At 51.5% G+C, this 18529-nt stretch carries 16 protein-coding genes and 2 pseudogenes; 3 read left to right on the plus strand and 15 right to left on the minus strand.

Going from position 1 to position 18529, the window contains the following annotated elements:
• Positions 1–21: 21 nt before the first annotated feature.
• From LA360_RS15760 to LA360_RS15795, 7 genes and pseudogenes are all read right to left on the minus strand, one after another.
• A complete protein-coding gene (locus LA360_RS15760; protein WP_022200978.1) occupies positions 22–615 on the minus strand; it encodes an AIR synthase family protein in 594 nt (197 codons plus the stop codon).
• Entirely contained in the window at positions 615–2195 is a 1581-nt protein-coding gene (locus tag LA360_RS15765) for a VanW family protein (protein WP_089776095.1), read from the minus strand. Before LA360_RS15765 ends, LA360_RS15760 begins: the two co-directional genes overlap by 1 nt.
• A gap of 183 nt (positions 2196–2378) precedes the next feature.
• The gene (locus LA360_RS15770) at positions 2379–3116 is read right to left on the minus strand and encodes a 3'-5' exonuclease (RefSeq protein WP_022201301.1); all 738 of its coding nucleotides are present in this window, start codon (positions 3114–3116) and stop codon (positions 2379–2381) included.
• Between the two features lie 93 nt (positions 3117–3209).
• Positions 3210–4062 (minus strand): annotated as a pseudogene (locus LA360_RS15775) (hypothetical protein).
• Positions 4052–5032, minus strand: a complete 981-nt coding sequence (locus LA360_RS15785; RefSeq protein ID WP_022201304.1) for an ABC transporter permease — start codon at positions 5030–5032, stop codon at positions 4052–4054. Before LA360_RS15785 ends, LA360_RS15775 begins: the two are co-directional and overlap by 11 nt.
• Before the next feature lie 49 nt (positions 5033–5081).
• Positions 5082–6020, minus strand: a complete 939-nt coding sequence (locus LA360_RS15790) for an ABC transporter permease (RefSeq protein WP_057571915.1) — start codon at positions 6018–6020, stop codon at positions 5082–5084.
• Between the two features lie 8 nt (positions 6021–6028).
• Complete coding sequence (locus LA360_RS15795; protein ID WP_242857889.1) at positions 6029–7453, minus strand: sugar ABC transporter ATP-binding protein; 1425 nt, start codon at positions 7451–7453, stop codon at positions 6029–6031.
• Positions 7454–7480: 27 nt separating this feature from the next.
• Here LA360_RS15795 and LA360_RS15800 point away from each other — a divergent pair.
• Positions 7481–7633, plus strand: a pseudogene (locus LA360_RS15800) (helix-turn-helix domain-containing protein); the annotation flags it as partial.
• A 37-nt stretch (positions 7634–7670) separates the two neighbouring features.
• Here the strand turns inward: LA360_RS15800 and nth are convergent.
• The 3 genes from nth to LA360_RS15815 are packed head-to-tail and all read right to left on the minus strand — an operon-like array spanning position 7671 to position 10760.
• Positions 7671–8366 carry an endonuclease III gene (gene nth / locus LA360_RS15805; protein ID WP_022202070.1) on the minus strand — a complete coding sequence of 232 codons (696 nt, stop codon included), beginning with the start codon at positions 8364–8366 and terminating at the stop codon, positions 7671–7673.
• A 56-nt stretch (positions 8367–8422) separates the two neighbouring features.
• A complete protein-coding gene (locus tag LA360_RS15810; protein ID WP_112481765.1) occupies positions 8423–10261 on the minus strand; it encodes a B12-binding domain-containing radical SAM protein in 1839 nt (612 codons plus the stop codon).
• A 4-nt stretch (positions 10262–10265) separates the two neighbouring features.
• Positions 10266–10760 (minus strand): deoxycytidylate deaminase, encoded by a 495-nt coding sequence (locus LA360_RS15815; RefSeq protein WP_002587272.1) that lies wholly within the window; start codon positions 10758–10760, stop codon positions 10266–10268.
• Between the two features lie 502 nt (positions 10761–11262).
• Between LA360_RS15815 and LA360_RS15820 the strand changes: the two genes are divergently transcribed.
• Positions 11263–12162 carry a hypothetical protein gene (locus tag LA360_RS15820; protein WP_174713914.1) on the plus strand — a complete coding sequence of 300 codons (900 nt, stop codon included), beginning with the start codon at positions 11263–11265 and terminating at the stop codon, positions 12160–12162.
• 579 nt (positions 12163–12741) lie between these two features.
• Here LA360_RS15820 and LA360_RS15825 read toward each other — a convergent pair.
• The 5 genes from LA360_RS15825 to LA360_RS15845 form a co-directional block, all read right to left on the minus strand.
• Positions 12742–13128: a DUF1667 domain-containing protein gene (locus LA360_RS15825; protein WP_002587268.1), complete on the minus strand. Its 387-nt coding sequence runs from the start codon at positions 13126–13128 to the stop codon at positions 12742–12744.
• A complete protein-coding gene (locus LA360_RS15830) occupies positions 13122–14354 on the minus strand; it encodes an NAD(P)/FAD-dependent oxidoreductase (RefSeq protein WP_057571911.1) in 1233 nt (410 codons plus the stop codon). Before LA360_RS15830 ends, LA360_RS15825 begins: the two co-directional genes overlap by 7 nt.
• 3 nt (positions 14355–14357) lie before the next feature.
• Complete coding sequence (locus LA360_RS15835) at positions 14358–15818, minus strand: NAD(P)/FAD-dependent oxidoreductase (protein WP_057571912.1); 1461 nt, start codon at positions 15816–15818, stop codon at positions 14358–14360.
• A 267-nt stretch (positions 15819–16085) separates the two neighbouring features.
• Positions 16086–16790, minus strand: a complete 705-nt coding sequence (locus LA360_RS15840; protein ID WP_022202074.1) for a FadR/GntR family transcriptional regulator — start codon at positions 16788–16790, stop codon at positions 16086–16088.
• Between the two features lie 20 nt (positions 16791–16810).
• Positions 16811–17902: an L-threonylcarbamoyladenylate synthase gene (locus tag LA360_RS15845; protein ID WP_022202075.1), complete on the minus strand. Its 1092-nt coding sequence runs from the start codon at positions 17900–17902 to the stop codon at positions 16811–16813.
• Positions 17903–18071: 169 nt separating this feature from the next.
• On the opposite strand from LA360_RS15845, the gene mscL reads away from it, so the two are divergent.
• Positions 18072–18524 carry a large-conductance mechanosensitive channel protein MscL gene (mscL, locus tag LA360_RS15850; protein WP_022202076.1) on the plus strand — a complete coding sequence of 151 codons (453 nt, stop codon included), beginning with the start codon at positions 18072–18074 and terminating at the stop codon, positions 18522–18524.
• Positions 18525–18529: the final 5 nt, after the last annotated feature.

An 18529-nucleotide genomic window follows, 5' to 3' on the forward strand; every position in this document is an offset into this window, starting at 1 on the left:
TTATATAGCTTCTTAGCTGTCTCATATTATCTTTGTCAGTTCATCGGGCTGGGGCCGCTCCAAAAATCCGGCTCCCTCCTGTCCATGGCGTATCTGCCTGGCATTTCCATCCGCCACACTTCCGATGACGCCCGCGGGAATTCCCTCTGCCATGAGCCTTCTCACCAGCTGCCCTCCCCTGTCCGAGGCCAGGATGGCGCAGTTTCCGCTGTACAGCCGGTAGGGATTCAGTTCAAACAGCTCGCATATCTCTACCGTTACCTGCCGCATAGGCATACTTCTGAGGTCCACATCAATGCCCGCGTTAAATATCCCTGATAAATTCCAAAGGGCAGCTAAAACGCCGCCCTCTCCTGCATACTCGTAAGCAGTGAAGGAGCAGGGCTCCTTCTTCTGTTCACGTTTTATCCATTGTTCCACGGAGTATGGCTCCGTTTCATCCAGACACCTTAAGAACACAGGCGAAAAGCGCCCATTGAGCACATCCCGCTTTTCTGAGCCTATCTTTACAGTCCCCGCAAATCCGGCATGACCTGCCATCACCAAATCCTGACCCGGCCTCATGAAGCCGTCGCGCTTCTCAAATCCGCCTGGTCCCTGTCCGGCCGTCCGCATTATGGTCCCTCCACCGGGGTGACCGTGGGGCCTCCCCCGGCCGGCGCCGGATTTGCAGCGGGCGCCGGGTTCGCTGCCGGCGCCGGATTTGCCGCTGCCGGGTTCGCCTCCGGGGCCGGGGCCGCCTCAGCAGCCGGCTGCGTCACGCCCGGGCCTCCCTCCACTCCGGTAACCGGCGCTGTCTCGGCCGGGGCTGTATCCACGGGCGCCGTCACATCCGGCACCACCGGCAATGCCACCGGCAGATCAGGACCTACCCGGTAAATGGCCTTGGATGCATTGTAGGTGTCCTTGTTTAGCAGGGTTCTCTCCTGCTCCACACCGTCCACAGTCACTACCTTCCATAATCTGGATCTGAGTCCTGTATGGGAGGACTGGACCTTGACCCTTGCTCCCGGAGCCAGGGTGTTGTCTACAATGAGCTGAGGCTCGCCCGGACTGGTGCTTCCCAGGGTCTCAGACACGTATTCCACCTTGCGGTTGGCCGGCCTTGTCTCCTTGCCGTATATGGTAAAGGTAAGCTTCCTGCCGGAGGTATACCCTTCCACATAAATAGGGGTACTGTAATTGTTCTGTATCTTAATATCCTTATATGTGCCTGCAATGGCCGCATCCCTGGATGGTTTCACATAGGTGACAATCATGGAGTGGTTCTGTCTCTGGACAATCTCCACCTCCGCTTCCAGGGAAGCGTTATACAGAGTGGTAGCCAGCTGGCACACGCCTCCTCCGATACTGTCCACCACCTGGCCATTCTCATAAGCCGCCGCTGTCTTATACCCGTTGGCTGTGGTAAAAGGCTGCAGGCATTCATAGCCTGACAGGACATCCCCCGGCATTAGCACATGGCCGTTAATCTTAGCCGCGCCTACTGCCAGGTTGGTGGAGCGGGCTGCGCCGCTGCTGCTGAAATCAGTTGTATATGTGCCCAGCACATCCTGTATGGTGGCCAGGGCTTCACTGGTAATGGCCGGCTGTTCTTCTGTTACCTGGGCCGTTACCTCTATGGGCTTTTCCAGACCGGCTTCCAGTGCCTCATTCAGGGCTGCCTCCGTTCCCGCCACGTCAACCACGCGTCCGGGCACAGAGTCCGTAATGACAAACTGTCCATTTTCTCTGGTTATAGATGCATTCCGGGGCTCCGCCGTGATTCCCTGGCACTGTGTATCCACAAAGGCCTTCACCTTAGCGGAATCCACCTCTGTCTCCAGTTCAATATCCACGGGCGCCGCCGCCAGATCTTTTTCAATCATATACTGTTTAATCAGGCTGCCGCCGGCATACTGGCCGGCCGCCTCATCAATTGCGTCTGTGTTAATCCAGTGAAAGCCCAGCTCCCCCGCCGTGGTGGCCACGTCCTGTCCATCCACGCTAAGGGTCACTGACTGGGCCGCCAGGCCGTCCACATATTCCTGGACCGCCGCCTTCGCCTCCTCAGCCGTCATTCCGGCCAGGCTCTGGCTGCCTGCGGTTATCCCGGCCGGCAGCACAGGCGCCGCCCAGGCAATCACTGGAAATGCCGCAAGCAGCGCCATACTGATGACCGCTGTCAGGCCGGCATTACCTATACGATTCCTCATAAATTCTCCTCTTCCAAACTGTAATGCAATTAATACATAAGTGCGCTTAAGGCCATAGGAACAATCATAGCCAGCACTAATACAACAACAATGATGGTGGAAATGATTTTCTTGGTCCTTGGATCTCTCATATTAAGCATTGTACATTCACCTCTTTTAATAATATACCTCAGAATCTCTTCTTTAGTCTTTCTGTTCCCCGGATATTCTTCTGGTCATCCGTCCGTACCGGGAGATAATATTGTCAATCATCCGCGACACCTCACCGCGGCTCATGGCGTCTATCTGCACAGCTATGTCTATTCTATGACATTTTAACAAATCGTGCAAGTATTCTTTTTGCCTTTTTGTGGGCGGCTGCTCTCTTTTTGCCTTATAAATCAAGGGTTTTGCCGCAAAAGCCTCCGGATGCTCCCTGCCATGGCGGACCATCATCGCCTGATACAGTCCATGAGCCGCCTCCGCGTCCGCCTGGGCCCGGTGGGCCGTGGACTGAGAAACCTCATAAAAGGAGCAGGCGCAGGTCAGATTCCGTTTCACATCCGCGGGCATAAACAGACGGCAGATGCCAAGGGTATCAATCCCCTCCCGCTCAAAATCCAGCCCGCTGTTCACCGCCGCCCGTTTCAGGAAAGCATAATCGAACAATATATTATGCCCCAGCAAAGGCAGATTTCCGCAGAACCGGACCGCATCCCCAATAATATCCTCAATCACAGGAGCGTCCTTCACCATATCATCCGTAATCCCCGTAAGCTCCCTAATCCGCTCTCCCAGCTGCCGCATAGGATTCACCAGAGTGACAAACCTCTCCTCCACCCGGCCGTCCACCACCCTCAAGGCGGCAATCTCCGTAATCTTCTCCAGCCTGGCCTCCAATCCCGTAGTCTCCAGGTCCAGGGCTATGTATGAATTCGTCATATCTTCCTCTTTCCAATAAAAAATAAACACCGCAAAACCACATGAAGCCGTATTCTAAAACAAACCTCATATTTATGACCCATTCTACTACACTTATGGAGGAAATGGAACTGGAAATAATAGAATACAAAGAAAACATTCAATCACCTGCCATCCGTCCTCCATCCCCAAAACCGGATATCTGGCAAGCGCGTCCTTCACATCCATGAATTCATATCCAACCCGGCGTATGTCCTCCTGGGACACATGTTCCGGATTCACTGCATAGGTAATGGTAAACCTGCCCTCAGAGGAGCTGTGTATCATGTGGGCCGGTACCATGGCAGAACCGGGAAACGCCCCTTTTTCCATCAGCTCCATGGTATAGGGCGTCCCCCTGTAGCCGTAACGGCGTATGAGCCCGTCCACCTCCGGATTCTCGCCAAACCCCTTTATTCCCGGCGCAATGACCAGTAATTCCCCGCCGTCCTCGATCATCATCCGTGTGCGGTAAATGGCCTTGTTTCCCACCCAGGTGGTGGAGAACTCCTCCGGCTCCAGATAAGCCACCACCTTTTTTGCCCGGCGTTCCACCTGTGTGATGCAGCGTCTTTTTGCCAAAGCAGCCGCATGTTCATAGACCTGCCTGGACGCGCCGGTAAAGATGCCGTGAAGGGCGGGCCTCCCCAAAGAACCGGATCTGTTCCCCACGGCTCATGGCCCTGTGGGTCCCCACCGCAGGCATAACGCGCACTTCGGCCTCCATGCTCAGACGGTGATACAGATAGGAGGTGATAACACCCCCATAGGAATAACAGCGTGTGATATCCGGCGGCACTAAGAGGATACGTCCGGCCCTCGGAAGTCCCTCCAGCATGTAATCCAGTACGTGCTCCGCCTGTTTCCTGTACTGTTTCGTGAACTGTCCCGTAAACTGTTTCTGACTGGATGGAGCACTACTTCCTATGCTTTTCCCTGCTGTATATGAGTACCAGCAGTACGATGATAACGCCCTGCATAATCTGACGCCCTGCCTCCGGAATATTGACAATGGTCAGAAAATCATCCAGTATGGTCATGATAATGGCGCCCGCTATGGTTCCGATATATCCGCCCTTTCCGCCGGTAATGGCGGTTCCCCCGATGATGACGGCCGCTATGGTCTTTGTATTGTAGCTGGTACCCACATCCAGGAAGCTGGTACCCGTGTATCCCACCAGGAAGAAACCGGAGACAGCCGCTATGACCGCGGATATCAGATATACGGAAAATGTCACCCTTCCTGTGTGTATTCCCGAAAACCTGGCCGCCTGCTCATTGGTGCCCACGGAATATATCTTCCTTCCATAGGGAGTATTCCGCAAAAGCACAATGGTCACGGCTGCCATGACAGCCCATATGACCACAATACCGGAGAGGATGCCTATGAAGCTCTGGCCGCAGACAGCCTTTAGAAGTGGGGACGCATTGCCCTTGGGGGCGCCTTTTGTGTAAATAAGAAACACGCCCTGGATGACCGTACCCACGCCAAGGGTCATGATAAAGGGCGGTATCTTAAGCCAGTGGATTCCCACTCCGTTGATAAATCCCACCATTGCTCCCATGACAATAACCGCCAAAAGCGCGGCGGTCAGGTTTTCATCCCGGCCCATCATGATCTGGGCCGCAATCACATTGGCAAACGTGATGGTATTGGCGATGGATAAATCGATTCCTCCTGTCAGTATGGTCAGGTTCTGTCCGATTGCGGCGATTCCCATAAAGGAGGCCAGCCTCAGGATTCCGGCCACATGGGTGGGCTTTAGATATCCCGGAGACATAATCTGGGCCGCCAGCAGTAATACCACCAGTATAACATAAACCATAACCTGTGAACTGCCTGCGTTTTTCTGAATGAACTGTAGCTTGGAAGCCTGTCTGCTCTTTTCTTCTCCCATTTTCTTTCACCTTACCTTTCTATCCTTAAATAATAAGTCCCCACAGTCCCTAACGCCTCTTATGCAGCGCGCTGAGCGACAGGGCTGCAATCAGTATCAGGCCCTGGCATATGAACTGGTAAAATGAAGAAACGCCAAACAGGTTCAGCATATTATTTATGATGGAAATGATGAACACGCCTGCTATGGTCCCCAGCGGGTCCCCCACCGCGCCTGTCATGGCGGTTCCGCCCACCACCGTGGCGGTGATGGCGTTCATGGCGTAATTTTTGCCTATAGTCGCATCGGCGGAATTCATCTGGGCGCTTAAGAATATTCCGGCCACCGCGCACAGGAGTCCGGCCAGACAATAGGCCCGGAATTTTATCTTTCCCACCCGGATGCCTGTGGAGTAGGCCGCATTTTCACTGCCCCCAATGGCCCTCAATGCCTTGCCGTAGGGCGTGCTGTTGGCAAGACGTCTCGCCAGACAGAGGATGAGGATAAAAAGAAGAAAGGGAGCCGCGCCGGAATATCCCCGGGTCAGGAATTTGGCAAAAGCCTTATGTACACTTCCCCCCGGATTGGGCATGAGCAGTAAAGCCATGCCGTCAAATACGGCTGTGGTTGCTATGGTTACAATGATGGGGGCCAGACGCCCTTTGGTGACGAGAACACCGTTTGCAGCCCCGCAGGCCAGCCCCACCGCTGCCGCTGCCCCCAGGGCAGGAACAAACCCCCAGGCAGAGTCCGGGTTCATGGACAGGACGCAGACCACGTTGCACAGGGCCACGATTCCTCCCAGGGACAAGTCAATACCTCCCGTGAGAATAATCAGCGTCTGCCCCAGGGCAGCCATCAGTAGCGGAAAGGAAGAACGCAGAAGATTCTTGAAATTCCCCAGAGTAAAAAAGTCCTTATTAAATATGCTTACAAAAACCATGAGAGCTGCCAGGAATACATATATGATGACCGTATGACCGTGTTTGTGCCAGAAATTCTTATTCATCCTGTTCTTCACCCTTCCTCACCTTCCTTCCTGTTCTTTCCCAGCCCCATGCCCAGCTGCATGATTCGTTCTTCTGTCAGATCTTCCTTCTCCAGGATACCGGATATCCTTCCCTCGTACATGACAATCACCCGGCTGCTCATGCCGATTACCTCCAGCATGTCGCTGGAGTTCATAACTACCGCCACGCCCTGGGCCGCCAGGCCGTGCATGATTTGATAGAATTCCCGTTTGGCTTCCACATCAATGCCGCGGGTAGGCTCGTCAAAGAGAATCACCCTGGGCTCCGTGGCCAGCTCCTTGCCAAGAACCACCTTCTGCTGGTTTCCCCCTGAGAGACTGGATACAGGCAGGTCCAGCCCTCCCATTTTAATGGAGAGCTTTGACACCATGGACTCGCTGAATGCCTGTTCCGCCTTTTTGTCTATGAAACATCCCTTCATGCGCTTTTTCATACTGGAAATGGACAGGTTGTGACGGTTGGAAAGCTCCAGCATCAGGCCCTGGTTCTTCCGGTCGGAGGGCACCAGGGCAATTCCGTTTGCAATGGCCTGTCCCGCGTTCTTTATTCCCACCCGTTTTCCATTTACAATAATCTCTCCCTCAGACAGGGGATAGAGTCCGCTGACAGCATTGAGCAGTTCTGTCTGTCCGTGTCCCTGCAGTCCGGCCACCCCCAGTATCTCTCCTTTATGTACCTGGAAGCTGACGTGGTTCAGCTTATGGTCCGCATCCGCCAGGTTTTTTACCTCAAATATGACCTGGCTGTGGTCTGCCTGGCATACAGACGGAGGGAATACATGATTCAGGGAACGCCCCACCATCATGCGTATCAAATCATCCTCATTTATCTCGTTCATGTTCCTGGTCCCAATATAACATCCGTCCTTGAATACAGTAATCCGGTGGCCCAGCTCAAACAGCTCCTCCAGACGGTGGGAAATGAAAATAATTGTCTTTCCGTCCGCAATCAGATTGTGGATAATCTGATACAGCTGCTTTACCTCCTTTTTCGCCAATGCGGAAGTCGGCTCGTCCAGAATAATCAGTTCCGGGTCCCTGACCAGAATCTTAAGGATTTCCGCCATCTGCTGTTCAGCCACCGGCAGGCTGCCTACAGTGGCATCCGGATCAATGTGGATTCCATAGCGGTCCATAACGTCCAGAATGCGCTTTTTGATTTCCCTTCTGTTGATTCTTCCCAGACGGGTAACCGGCTCCTGGTTTAAATAGATATTTTCCCAGACCGTCATTTCCCCCACCAGCGTCAGCTCCTGGAACACCATGGCAATTCCCAGTTTCTGGGACTGCTCAGGATTCCGGATTTCCACCTTTTTACCATGAAAATAAATCTCCCCTTCATCCGCCTGATGGATTCCCGCAAGAATCTTAAGTATGGTACTCTTTCCGGCCCCGTTCTCCCCGGCCAGCACATGTACTTCCCCCTTGCTGCAGGAAAACGGATGGAAAAAGCCAGGGGACTGCTTGAGAATACCAACATGAAAATGTATGAGATTTCATCCAGGGTAGGATATGAAAATGCGGCCTATTTCAGCGCCGCATTCAAACGATATTATGGAAAATCTCCCTCTGAGTACCAGAGCCGTAGGTAGGGCGGACGGCTGGCAGGGAGAAAAAATTTATAAAATCTTACGCCTCCCTGCCCGGACATTCCTCCCGCAGAAAGCATTCACAGCATTTAGGGCGCCTCGCAACGCAAATGGTACGCCCCAGGGTGATGATATGTATGTTCCACAGAATCCAGTGGTCCTTTGGCAGCACCTTCATCAGAGCATACTCTATCTTCTCGGGATCCTCCTCTTTTGTAAGGCCCAGCTTCCTGGAAATGCGCTTTACATGAGTATCCACCACAATACTGGGCTCGTTGTATATGTTCCCGCGTATGACATTGGCTGTCTTACGTCCCACGCCGGCAAGGGAGGTAAGCTCCTCTATGGTTTTTGGCACCTCTCCGCCGAACCGTTCCACCAGGTCCCGGCAGCAGGCAATGATATTCTTAGCTTTCATGTGATAAAACCCAATGGAATGGATATCCTGCTCCAGCTCCTTTAAATCCGCCATAGCAAACTTTTCCAGTGTATCATACTTTTGAAACAAGTCAGCTGTCACAATATTTACCCTGGCATCCGTGCACTGGGCGCTCATAATGACCGCAATCAGCAGCTGCCAGGGAGTCTCGTGATTCAGATAACAGCGGTACTGCGTACCGTATTCCCTGTCCAGTGCAGACAGGATACGGTCAATACGGGCGGTGAGTTCTGCTTTTGTTTCCCTGACGGCTTTTCTTCCAGTCTCAGGTCGCTTCAAAATGGTTTTCTGCGGCATATATCCAATCCTTTCATCACAACGTTTTTGTTGTATTTACAACAATGCAAGGTCCATCACCTGATCCTGACCGCCCTTGCATTGTACGTCAGCGGGTCCCTGTGCCTGTAGTCAAACAGCACCAGGGTTCCGTCTCCCATGGCCTCAATATGGGCCATCTTACTCATCTGCCTGGAATCATACCCTTCATAATCCGTAAGATACAGGGGGGATTCCTCCTCCCTTTGAAAAAACTGCCGGACAGCCTGTTTATAGGGGCTTTGGTCCCGGGCAAAGGAGGGACGGCTTTTTACATTTTCCCTGAGATATAAGTCATACATGAGAAGGTCCCTGAACCGTTCCATGACAGAGGCATCCATCCCCGCAGCCCCATGTCCGGCTATGATGCTGTACAGTATCTCATATCTGGCTATCCTGCTGTGGCTGATGCCGGTGAGATGGTTCTCCCGGTAAAATGCAGCCATATCCAGAAACATTTCATAAGGCGAACCGTATGCTCCCGCAAGCTCGGCCAGGGTATGGACGAACTGCCTGCTGTTATAATACACCTCTGTCATATCCTCCACTCCCTTTAGCTCCAGGATGTCTCTGTAGGACAGCCAGCGGGTGGACAGGACCTCATAGGGCGGCCTGGAGGAATAGCAGAGACCATAGGACGGCGCCATTTCTTCCATATAAGAACCTTTCAGTACTTTCAGGAAGCCCAGCTGAAGCTGCTCCGGCTCCATGGAATACACCTGATTGAATGAATGGCGGAAGCATTCCAGATTCTCACTCGGCAGCCCCGCAATCAAGTCCAGATGCTGATGGACGTTATGCCCTTTATTAATTGTGCCGGTAATACGGCGTATCTCGTCTATGTCAGTCTTGCGGCGTATGGCCTTAAGCGTGTCCGGATTGGTGGACTGGACGCCAATCTCCAGCTGGATCAGTCCGGGACGCATCTGGCCCAAAAGCTCCATTTCCTCCTGGTCCAGCAAATCAGCGGCAATCTCAAAATGAAAATTAGTGACTCCGTTGTCCTGACTTTGTATAAACTTCCAAATGGCCATGGCATGTTTTTTATTGCAGTTAAAGGTCCTGTCCACAAACTTTACCTGAGACACTCCGGCCGCAAGGAAATAGGCCAGCTCATCAAGGACCAGTTCCAGGCTTCTGAACCGTACGCTCTTATCAATGGAGGACAGGCAGTAACTGCAGGAGAAGGGGCAGCCCCGGCTGCTCTCGTAATATATGATGCGGTGCTCCAAATCCTTTATATCCATATTTTTATAAGGAAACGGTATCCGGCTCATATCCATGGCCTGGCGGACACCGGTATCTGCCAATGAACCGTCGGGGAGGCGAAAGGAAAGCCCGGGTATATCTTTCAGACCGGCCTGTCTCTCCGGCAGACGTTTTCCACCGCCCACCCTCTTTTCGCACCGCTTATCCACATAATATCCGGCCAGCTGTGCAAAGGTCTCCTCCCCCTCCCCCTTCATAATGCCTGTTACCTCCGGCAGCTCCCGAAGCACTTTAGCCGCGTCAAAGGACACCTCCGGGCCTCCCAGCCATATGGGAACATCCGGCAGTATTTTCCCCAAATCCGCCACCAGGTATCTGATGTATTCTATATTCCAGATATAACAGGAAAAGGCAATCACATCCGGTTCTCTACTGAATATATCCTGAAGAATCAGGTCCGGCTGGTGGTTGATGGTGTACTCGGCCAGCTCAATAAACGGCTCTGCAGGGCCCTCCCGGCATGTCCCGGTTTCCCGTTTTATTGCCCGGTCATTCCTGCCGCCCGCTTCACCCGCCCCCAATATCTGGTCCGCGTAGGCCTTCAGGCTGTAAATTCCCAGATTGGAATGTATATATTTCGCATTGACAGCCGTCAGCAGTATCTTCATGAGACTATACCTCTAGCTCGATTTTATGGCCTGTGGACTGGTACTGGTAATAGCGCACTCCCGCCGCATTCAGCATGCGCTTGGACGCCTTCACCGCCGGCGTGTCCGCATATTTGTCTTCCCTGTATACAATGGTCCTGATTCCTGCCTGTATAATGGCCTTGGCGCACTCATTACAGGGAAACAGGGTCACGTAGAGCTTGCTTCCCTCCAGACTTCCACCTCTGTAATTAAGGATAGCATTTAATTCGCTGTGTGTGGAGTAGAAATATTTGGAATTGTAGGGGTCCTCCTTCTCATTTTCCTTGCCCCAGGGAAATTCGTCATCCGAACACCCTTTTGGGAATCCATTATATCCCATGGACAGAATCTTATTGTCCTGGCTGACGATACAAGCTCCCACCTGAGTGCTGGGGTCCTTGGAACGTTTTCCCGACAACAGGGCCACCCCCATAAAATATTCATCCCACGTTATATAATCCGCACGTTTTCCGGTCATCTTTTTTCCTCCTTTTATCCTGTTCGCAGTCCCTGGCTGTCTCTGCACACGCGCAGCATCCCCCTCCCCCGATGAGTCCGCTGTATACGCCTCCTGTTTGGACATTCAGGAACGGCTGCTTGATTGCTGCTTATATTTTCCTCTGTCTGTGAATGGATTATAACATTCCGGGCATATTTAATCAACAGAGTTGAGCAAATCTTGGCATTGGCCACTCTATGGGACCTTGCCTTTTTCCGGGATAAATGCTATATTATAACAACCGGACGGTAGCGGAATATAAGTAACTATCGCTCATTATCCTATATCTTTTACGATATCTGAAAATATCTGAATCTTAAAGATTTATCTAAACATTCTGCCCCACATGAGTCGGGCAATGATTTCCACGTTTAAATCACACCATTAATTCATCAAAAGGCAAAGGAGCTATTGTCTGGTTTATCAGAAAACGCTATAATGGGGATAGGTTCTTATATGGCTTGCCGGAAAAGGAGGCTGTATGGGAGGAACATACCTGCGTGAACAGGAATCAGCAGGGGCCAGCGGGTTCAGCCAGCTGGAGGACAAGGTAATGAAAACAGCGGCACAGTTTTTCGGGGAAGATCTGCTTCCCTATGCAGGTGTAAAGGGCCGGATAGCCCGCGTGGCGCCTACAGAGCATGTCCATCTGGAGATGCGCAGGCTGGAAGAAGACTTCAATTTCATCATGAAGGACGGTTCCTGGAGACATCTGGAATTTGAGAGCGACCGCATTCGGGAAAAGGACTTAAGACGGTTCCGTGAATATGAGGCTTACATAGGGCTTACATATGATGTTCCGGTCGCCACAACTGTGATATGCACATCCCGGGTAAAAATCCTGAAAAAGGAACTGGTCAACGGAATGAACGTGTACAGAGTAGAAGTGGTGCGGCTGAGGGACAGGAACGCGGACAAGGTCTTTGAAAAGCTGAGGCGGAAAATCAACCGGGGCAAGATACTGAGACGCCATAATGTATTTCCCCTGCTTCTGACCCCCCTGATGTCGGGAAAGATGGAAATGAGCCAGCGGATTTACCAGGGCATGGAGATTCTCCAGTGTGAGGAACTTAAGGCAGGGGATGAGGACCGAAAAAGGATGCAGTCAGTGCTGTATGCGCTGGCGGTAAAATTTTTGGACAGAGATGAATTAAAGATGATAAAGGAGAGGATTGGAATGACTGTTTTAGGTCAAATGCTGTTTGAAGACGGTATGGAAAAGGGGATAGAAAAGGGAATTGAGAAAGGCGTCCAGCAGGGGCTGGGGCGCGCAAATGCACTGATTGTAAAGCTGGCAGACGCTGGAAGGGCGGACGACATCATCCGGGCAGCATCGGATAGGACGTATCAGGAACAGTTGTTTAAGGAGTTCGGAATCTAGTAATTTTAAAAAACTTTATATAGCAGACCGCCCGTCAGGTTAAGGAGGTGTTCCTGTATATTGGCCTTTATTGAGTAATGTAAACTTTTGTGAGTCTTTAGAAGCATAAATATAAACTGTATTTTCGTACTGGTTTCTTAGGGTTATAGGATAATGTTAATCATTGTAAAGCAGACATTGTACAATTTAAATACGCTTTAAGTATATTTGATTACAGAACTATCATCAATAAACCGAAACTCAATATTAGAAAAACCTTGAATAAATTACCAAAATCTGTTATTATATAAACCTAAAAAGAAGCAACCGCCCACAAGGGGTTGGCTGAATATGAAGATAGAAATACCACCCACTCAACTGCCAAGTATCAGGGTGGTTTTTCTATGTAGCTACTTACAAAACGTAAAAACGAATGTAAGCAATGCCAAAAGGGATAGACCAAAGATCAAATATCCTATATGTTACAATTGGCTCGTCAGGAAAATTCCTGAGGATTGAAATAATAATATTGTAAATAAAGAGGAGAATGCCATTAAAAAACAATGGCAGACTCTTCTTTATTTTTCATCAGTCCCAACTTTACCTGCATCCATTTTCCGGCACCGGCTTAGTCACAATCACATCCGCGTCATACCCCAGCAGATGCGGTATGACAACGGTTCCCGCTTTCACAGGGGCGGTCAGTGTACATTTTTTTATCTCATCCATTGCATCGAAAATCCGGTCCCGTGGGATGGGGTTTGTCAGCCTCACACTGGCCAGGGGTAGTATACCGCCCTTTACCAATACAGATGTGGCAATATTTCTCTGGGGGGCCGTCACTTCCTGCTCCACATACGCCCTGCCCTTTGGGCACGCGGCGCCCTCCACGGAGCAAATCCGTCTGGTTCCGTCTTCCCTCTCCTCAATCTGCGCCCTTATATCACATCCGTTGGGGCAGATGATACATGTATATTCTCTCAACATTCAGCGCTCACCTCCAGCCGGCTCAGGGACACCAGTTTATCAGCCTTAACGGTAAGTTCAATCATCTCGGCCGGTATTGCCTTCTTCATTTTCTTTGACGCCACCAATACACCGTCCTGCCTTACCTCAATGCGGCATTCCTTCAAGGGACTGTTTACCCTCAGGGACAGCTTAAAATCCCTTGTGCCGCTCACTCTCTGGGGAACAGTGTGGTTAATATGGCTGTCCGTTTCTATTTCGATGGGACAGGGGGTAAGGCATCCGTTCTGCACATATTCCGCAGCTGAATCCGCCAGGCTCTCTGCTTCCATGGAAACAAAGTCCACTAAATCATGGACATGGAGCACGTTTCCCGCAGCAAAAATCCCCTCCACATCCGTCTGGAAATGTTCATCCACCACAGCGCCTTTTGTCCTGTCATCCAGGGTAACACCAGCGTCCAGAGAAAGTTCATTTTCGGGAATCAGGCCCACGGAAAGTATCAGGGTGTCACACTTGTATTCCTTTTCTGTTCCCGGAACGGGTCTTAAGTGTTCATCCACCCGTGACACCGTGACGCCTGTCAGGCGGTTGTCCCCGTGGACAGCCGTTACCGTATGGCTCAGGTACAGCGGAATGCCGTAATCATTCAGGCACTGCTCCACATTGCGGGGCAGACCGCTGGGATATGGCTGGATCTCAAACACGGCCTGGACATGGGCGCCTTCCAGCGTAAGCCTGCGGGCCATAATCATGCCGATGTCCCCGGATCCCAGGATGACCACTTCCTTTGCGGGCATTACATTGCAGAGGTTAATATAAGCCTGGGCAACCCCGGCCGTAAACACACCGGCCGGCCGCTCACCCGGAATTCCCAAAGCGCCTCTGGTCCGTTCCCTGCATCCCATGGTAAGGATGACGGACCTGGCCTTCCACACCTTAAGCCCCTGGCGTGTCGCTGCGGTCACAGTCCTGTCTTCTGTCACCTCCAGCACGGTTGCGTCCGTGATATAAGGAATTCCTGATTCTTCCACCTCATCGATAAATCTCTGGGCATATTCCGGCCCGCTCAATGTGGTTTTAAAACGGGTCAGCCCAAAGCCATCATGGATGCACTGCCTGAGTATTCCTCCCAACTGTTTTTCCCGTTCCACAATCAATATGTTATGTATTCCCTTCCTGTATAACCGGACAGCCGCAGCCAGTCCCGCCGGTCCGCCGCCAACAATGAGAACGTCAATCTCCATTCCCTACACCTCCTCCCGCACTCTGCCGAAAAACATCTGTGAATCTTTTCTTGCATACCTTACTTCTGTTTCCTTTTTTCCCGATTCCTCTTCTATCATCTGCGCAATACGCATCTGGCAGTATCCTCCCTGGCACCGCCCCATCATGGAACGGGTCCTGTATTTAATCCCTGCCATGGTGTCAACCCCCAGTGGATTATGGATGGCTGCCAGGATTTCCGCCCTGGTTACCTTTTCGCACCGGCAGACGACCTGGCCGTAATCAGGATTCTGCCTTATCATCTGTTCCTGTTCCTCTTTTGTCATCTCCGCAAAACGAGGAATTCCTTTTCTCACAGGATTAAACTCCGGATTGGGCGTCAGCTTCTCCCTTTCTTCCATAAGACAGACCGCATGACGGGCAATGGGGACTGCCGCCGTAAGACCCGGAGACTCAATGCCCACCAGATTAATGGCGCGGGGCGCAATGTCATCCCTTATCTCTATCTTAAAATCCTGTATAACACCGTTCTCATCCACCCATTTAGGCAGAATACCGGAATAGCTGCGGATATAATCCTTTTTATGGATACAGGGCCACAGGTCTGAGGCACTCTTAGCCAGGTAATCCATATTTTCCTGCGGGACGCCATAGTATGTAAAATCCGTTACCATCTCCGCGTTGGGACCAATAATGACATTGCCGTCTGTGGTGTTGGTCACATGGATTCCCATGTAAGTATTGCTGGGAACCGGATATACAGGCATGGGGAGAAGCGGTCCTGTGCGCTTGTCCAGAATAATGTAATCTCCCTTGGAACCAATCACCTTATATCCGCGGATACCCAGCATACCGGATATTTTACCGCAGCCCAGTCCGGCACTGTTCACGACCCACCGGGTATGGAATTCGCCGTTTGGCGTCATAAGAATATAATTGCCCTGGCTGTCCCGCCGTATTCCTGTCACTTCATGGTCAAAATAATACGCTGCCCCGTTGGCATGTGCATTCTCAGCCAGAGCTACGGTATAATTAAATGGGTCCACGATTCCGCTGTTAGCCGAAAACATGGCAAATTCCCCTGCCACAGCCGGAACCAGTTGATGAAGCCGCTCTTTTCCAATGAGCTCCAGCCCCGCAGCCCCATTTTCTTCCCCCTGCCGGATGGTCCGTTTCAGGGTTTCCATATCCTCCGCCGTATTGCCCACCAGCACCTTACCGCAGCGGATGAACTTAAAATCCAGTTCCTCGGCCAGTTGTTCCATGAATCGATTGCCTTCCACACAGAGTCTGGCCTTCAGTGAGCCTGTGTCATAGGCAAATCCGCCATGGACCACGCCGGAATTTCTGCCGCTGGTCTCATAACATACATCCAGATTCTTTTCCAACACGCCTATTTTCAAACGGTACCTGGACATTTCCCTGGCAATGGCGCTGCCCACCACGCCGCCGCCGATAATGATTACATCATACAGTTGTTTCATGCCGTTTTCCTCCTGAAGGATTATCGCAAATTCATCCTATGAATATATTTTATTTTTACCACATTTGATGAATATAGTCAATACAAAATCCTTAAGAACGCAAATATTTATAGGATGAATACTCTGTAGCTTCCATTCCACCAGAAAATTTATCCTCATCAGAAAACCGCACCTTAAAAAAGACCGGATGTCCGGTCTTTTCATGGTAAATCATTCTGAGGGCCGTACCCGAGGCGTCTCAGCATCAATTCTATTCCCTGCTTTTCATTATTCCTCAATCCTTATTCCCTGCTTCCCATCCCGCATTTCGCCTTTATACCGGTTGTCATTATACATCAGATGGAAATACATAGCCTGCTGCGCCTCCACGGGTTTCCTGTCCCGGATGGCCTCAAATATCCTGCGATGGGATTTAAGGGTCTGCTCATACTCTGTTTCCTGAACAGCGCCGGCAAATACACGGACGCCGTCTGTGATTACCGGCACCAGGTTAGTCATGACCAGATTATGGGAACAATTTGCAATCTGGGCATGAAACTGCGAATCCTTGTCCGAATAGTCTTCCCTGCGCATCATCTGCTCCTCCAGGCCCAGAAGGATGTTCTCCAGCTCGCGGATGTCCTCCTCTGCAGCGTTCTGGGCTGCCAGAGCCGCAATGGGAGGTTCCAGCATAACACGCACCTGAATCAGATCCTCTGTCAGTTTTCTCCGGTCCTCTATCATGGCAAACCCCAGGGGGTCATCGGATACACCGTTTTTATCTGAAATAAAGGTACCTGAACCCTGGCGTATGGTAACGATATTTCTGGACATAAGGATTCTAAGGGCTTCCCGCACCGTGTTGCGGCCAACCCCCAGAAGTTCCACCAGCTCGGCTTCCGTGGGAAGCTTATCTCCTGCCGTATAGCCATCCTTTTGTATCATCTCCAAAAGCTTCTGGGACACAATCTCCCCTAAGGTCTGTTTTTCCATATCTCCTCCTGCCTGACGCATTACACCTTCACAATCTTATATCCCGCTGCCTTGGAAAGACGGTTCATGATGGCCTGTCCCAGGTGGTCTTTCGGGAAGCTCTCCGAAAATATGTAGTCCACTCCCAAATCATCAAACTCCCTGAGCAGAGCGTAAAGGTTATGGGCCACAGATGCCTGGCTTTTTCGTTCGCCTATGCTGCGTACCGCGCCGTCTGTATAGCAATGCCTGGACTCGTCCGTACAGATGACTCCCACCCTGCAGCCGGCCTCAATCTTCCCGCGGGAAAGCTCCCGCACCTTGCCAATCATGGCCTGAAGCTGTTTCTCATCCAGTCCATTTTCCCGGTCAACGTCCTCCGGCTCCACCAGTGTAAGGTCGGCCTTAGGCGCATAATGCTTATACTTCATTCCCGGCGCCTTTGGCCTGACATCCGCAGAAAGAGGGCCCAGGATAGCCGGGTCCACGCTCACATCCCCCAGCACCGCCTCAAGCATTTCCATGGTGATGGCCCCCGGTCTCAGAACAGCCGGTACCTCGGATGAAACATCCACAATGGTGGACTCCACCCCGATTCCCACGGGACCTCCGTCTATAATCATCTCAATCCTGCCGTTCATATCCTGCCATACATGGTCGGCCGTAGTGGGACTTGGACGGCCGGATGTATTGGCGCTGGGCGCGGCCACGGGCACTCCGGCCAGAGCAATAAGCCGGTTTGCCACCGGGTCGTCCGGCATACGAATTGCCACGGTATCCAGACCGCCTGTTGTGCCATAGGGGACCTTGTCACTCTTGGGAAATATCATGGTCAGGGGACCTGGCCAGAAAGCCTCCATCAGCTTCCTGCCTGCCTCCGGGATCTCCTTTACAAGAGGCGCTACCTCCTCCATGCAGGATACATGGGCAATAAGAGGATTATCCGAGGGCCTTCCTTTTGCGGCGTAAATTTTCCCTGCCGCATCCTCGTCCAGGGCATTGCCGCCCAGACCGTATACGGTCTCCGTGGGAAATGCCACCAGGCCCCCTGAACGCAGTATACCGGCTGCCTCCCCCAGTTCCTCATCCTTTATATGGTTCCTGTCCTCTATCATAACTCTTTTTGTCTCCATGATTCATACCTCGATTGTCAAATACCGTTTGCTCTATGTCCAGTCTATTTTAGCACCCGCCACAGCCAATGTAAAGCCGGGAAATCTCACCTATCTGGCGCCTGTCTCTTGAAGAATAAGGACATTTCGTGTAAACTTAAGTTATCACAAATGATTGGAGGCTTTACCAATGAGCAATATTAACAGCGTAATGAAAGAATTCAAGGCATTTATCCTCAAAGGAAACATCATCGACATGGCTGTAGGCGTCATTATCGGCGGCGCTTTCAGCAAGATTGTAACTTCCCTTGTCAATGACATCCTGATGCCCCTGCTGGGCGCCCTGACCGGCGGCGCAAGCTTCAACACACTCAAGTATGTCATTCATCCCGCGGCCACGGTAAACGGGGTAGAAGTAGAAGAAGCCGCCATACTCTATGGCAGCTTCCTGCAAAATATATTGGATTTTCTCATTATCGGCGTGTGCATGTTCTTTATGATTAAGACAGTTGCCGTCATCAGCAGCCGGTTACGCCATGAAGAAGAGGCCAAAGAAGAGACGCCCGCGCCGGCTGGTCCCACACAGGAAGAGCTTCTGGCTGAAATCCGCGACCTTTTAAAGGAACGCAGAGACATGGCCTGATATCC

Source organism: Enterocloster clostridioformis (genome assembly GCF_020297485.1).
Taxonomy (GTDB): domain Bacteria; phylum Bacillota; class Clostridia; order Lachnospirales; family Lachnospiraceae; genus Enterocloster; species Enterocloster clostridioformis.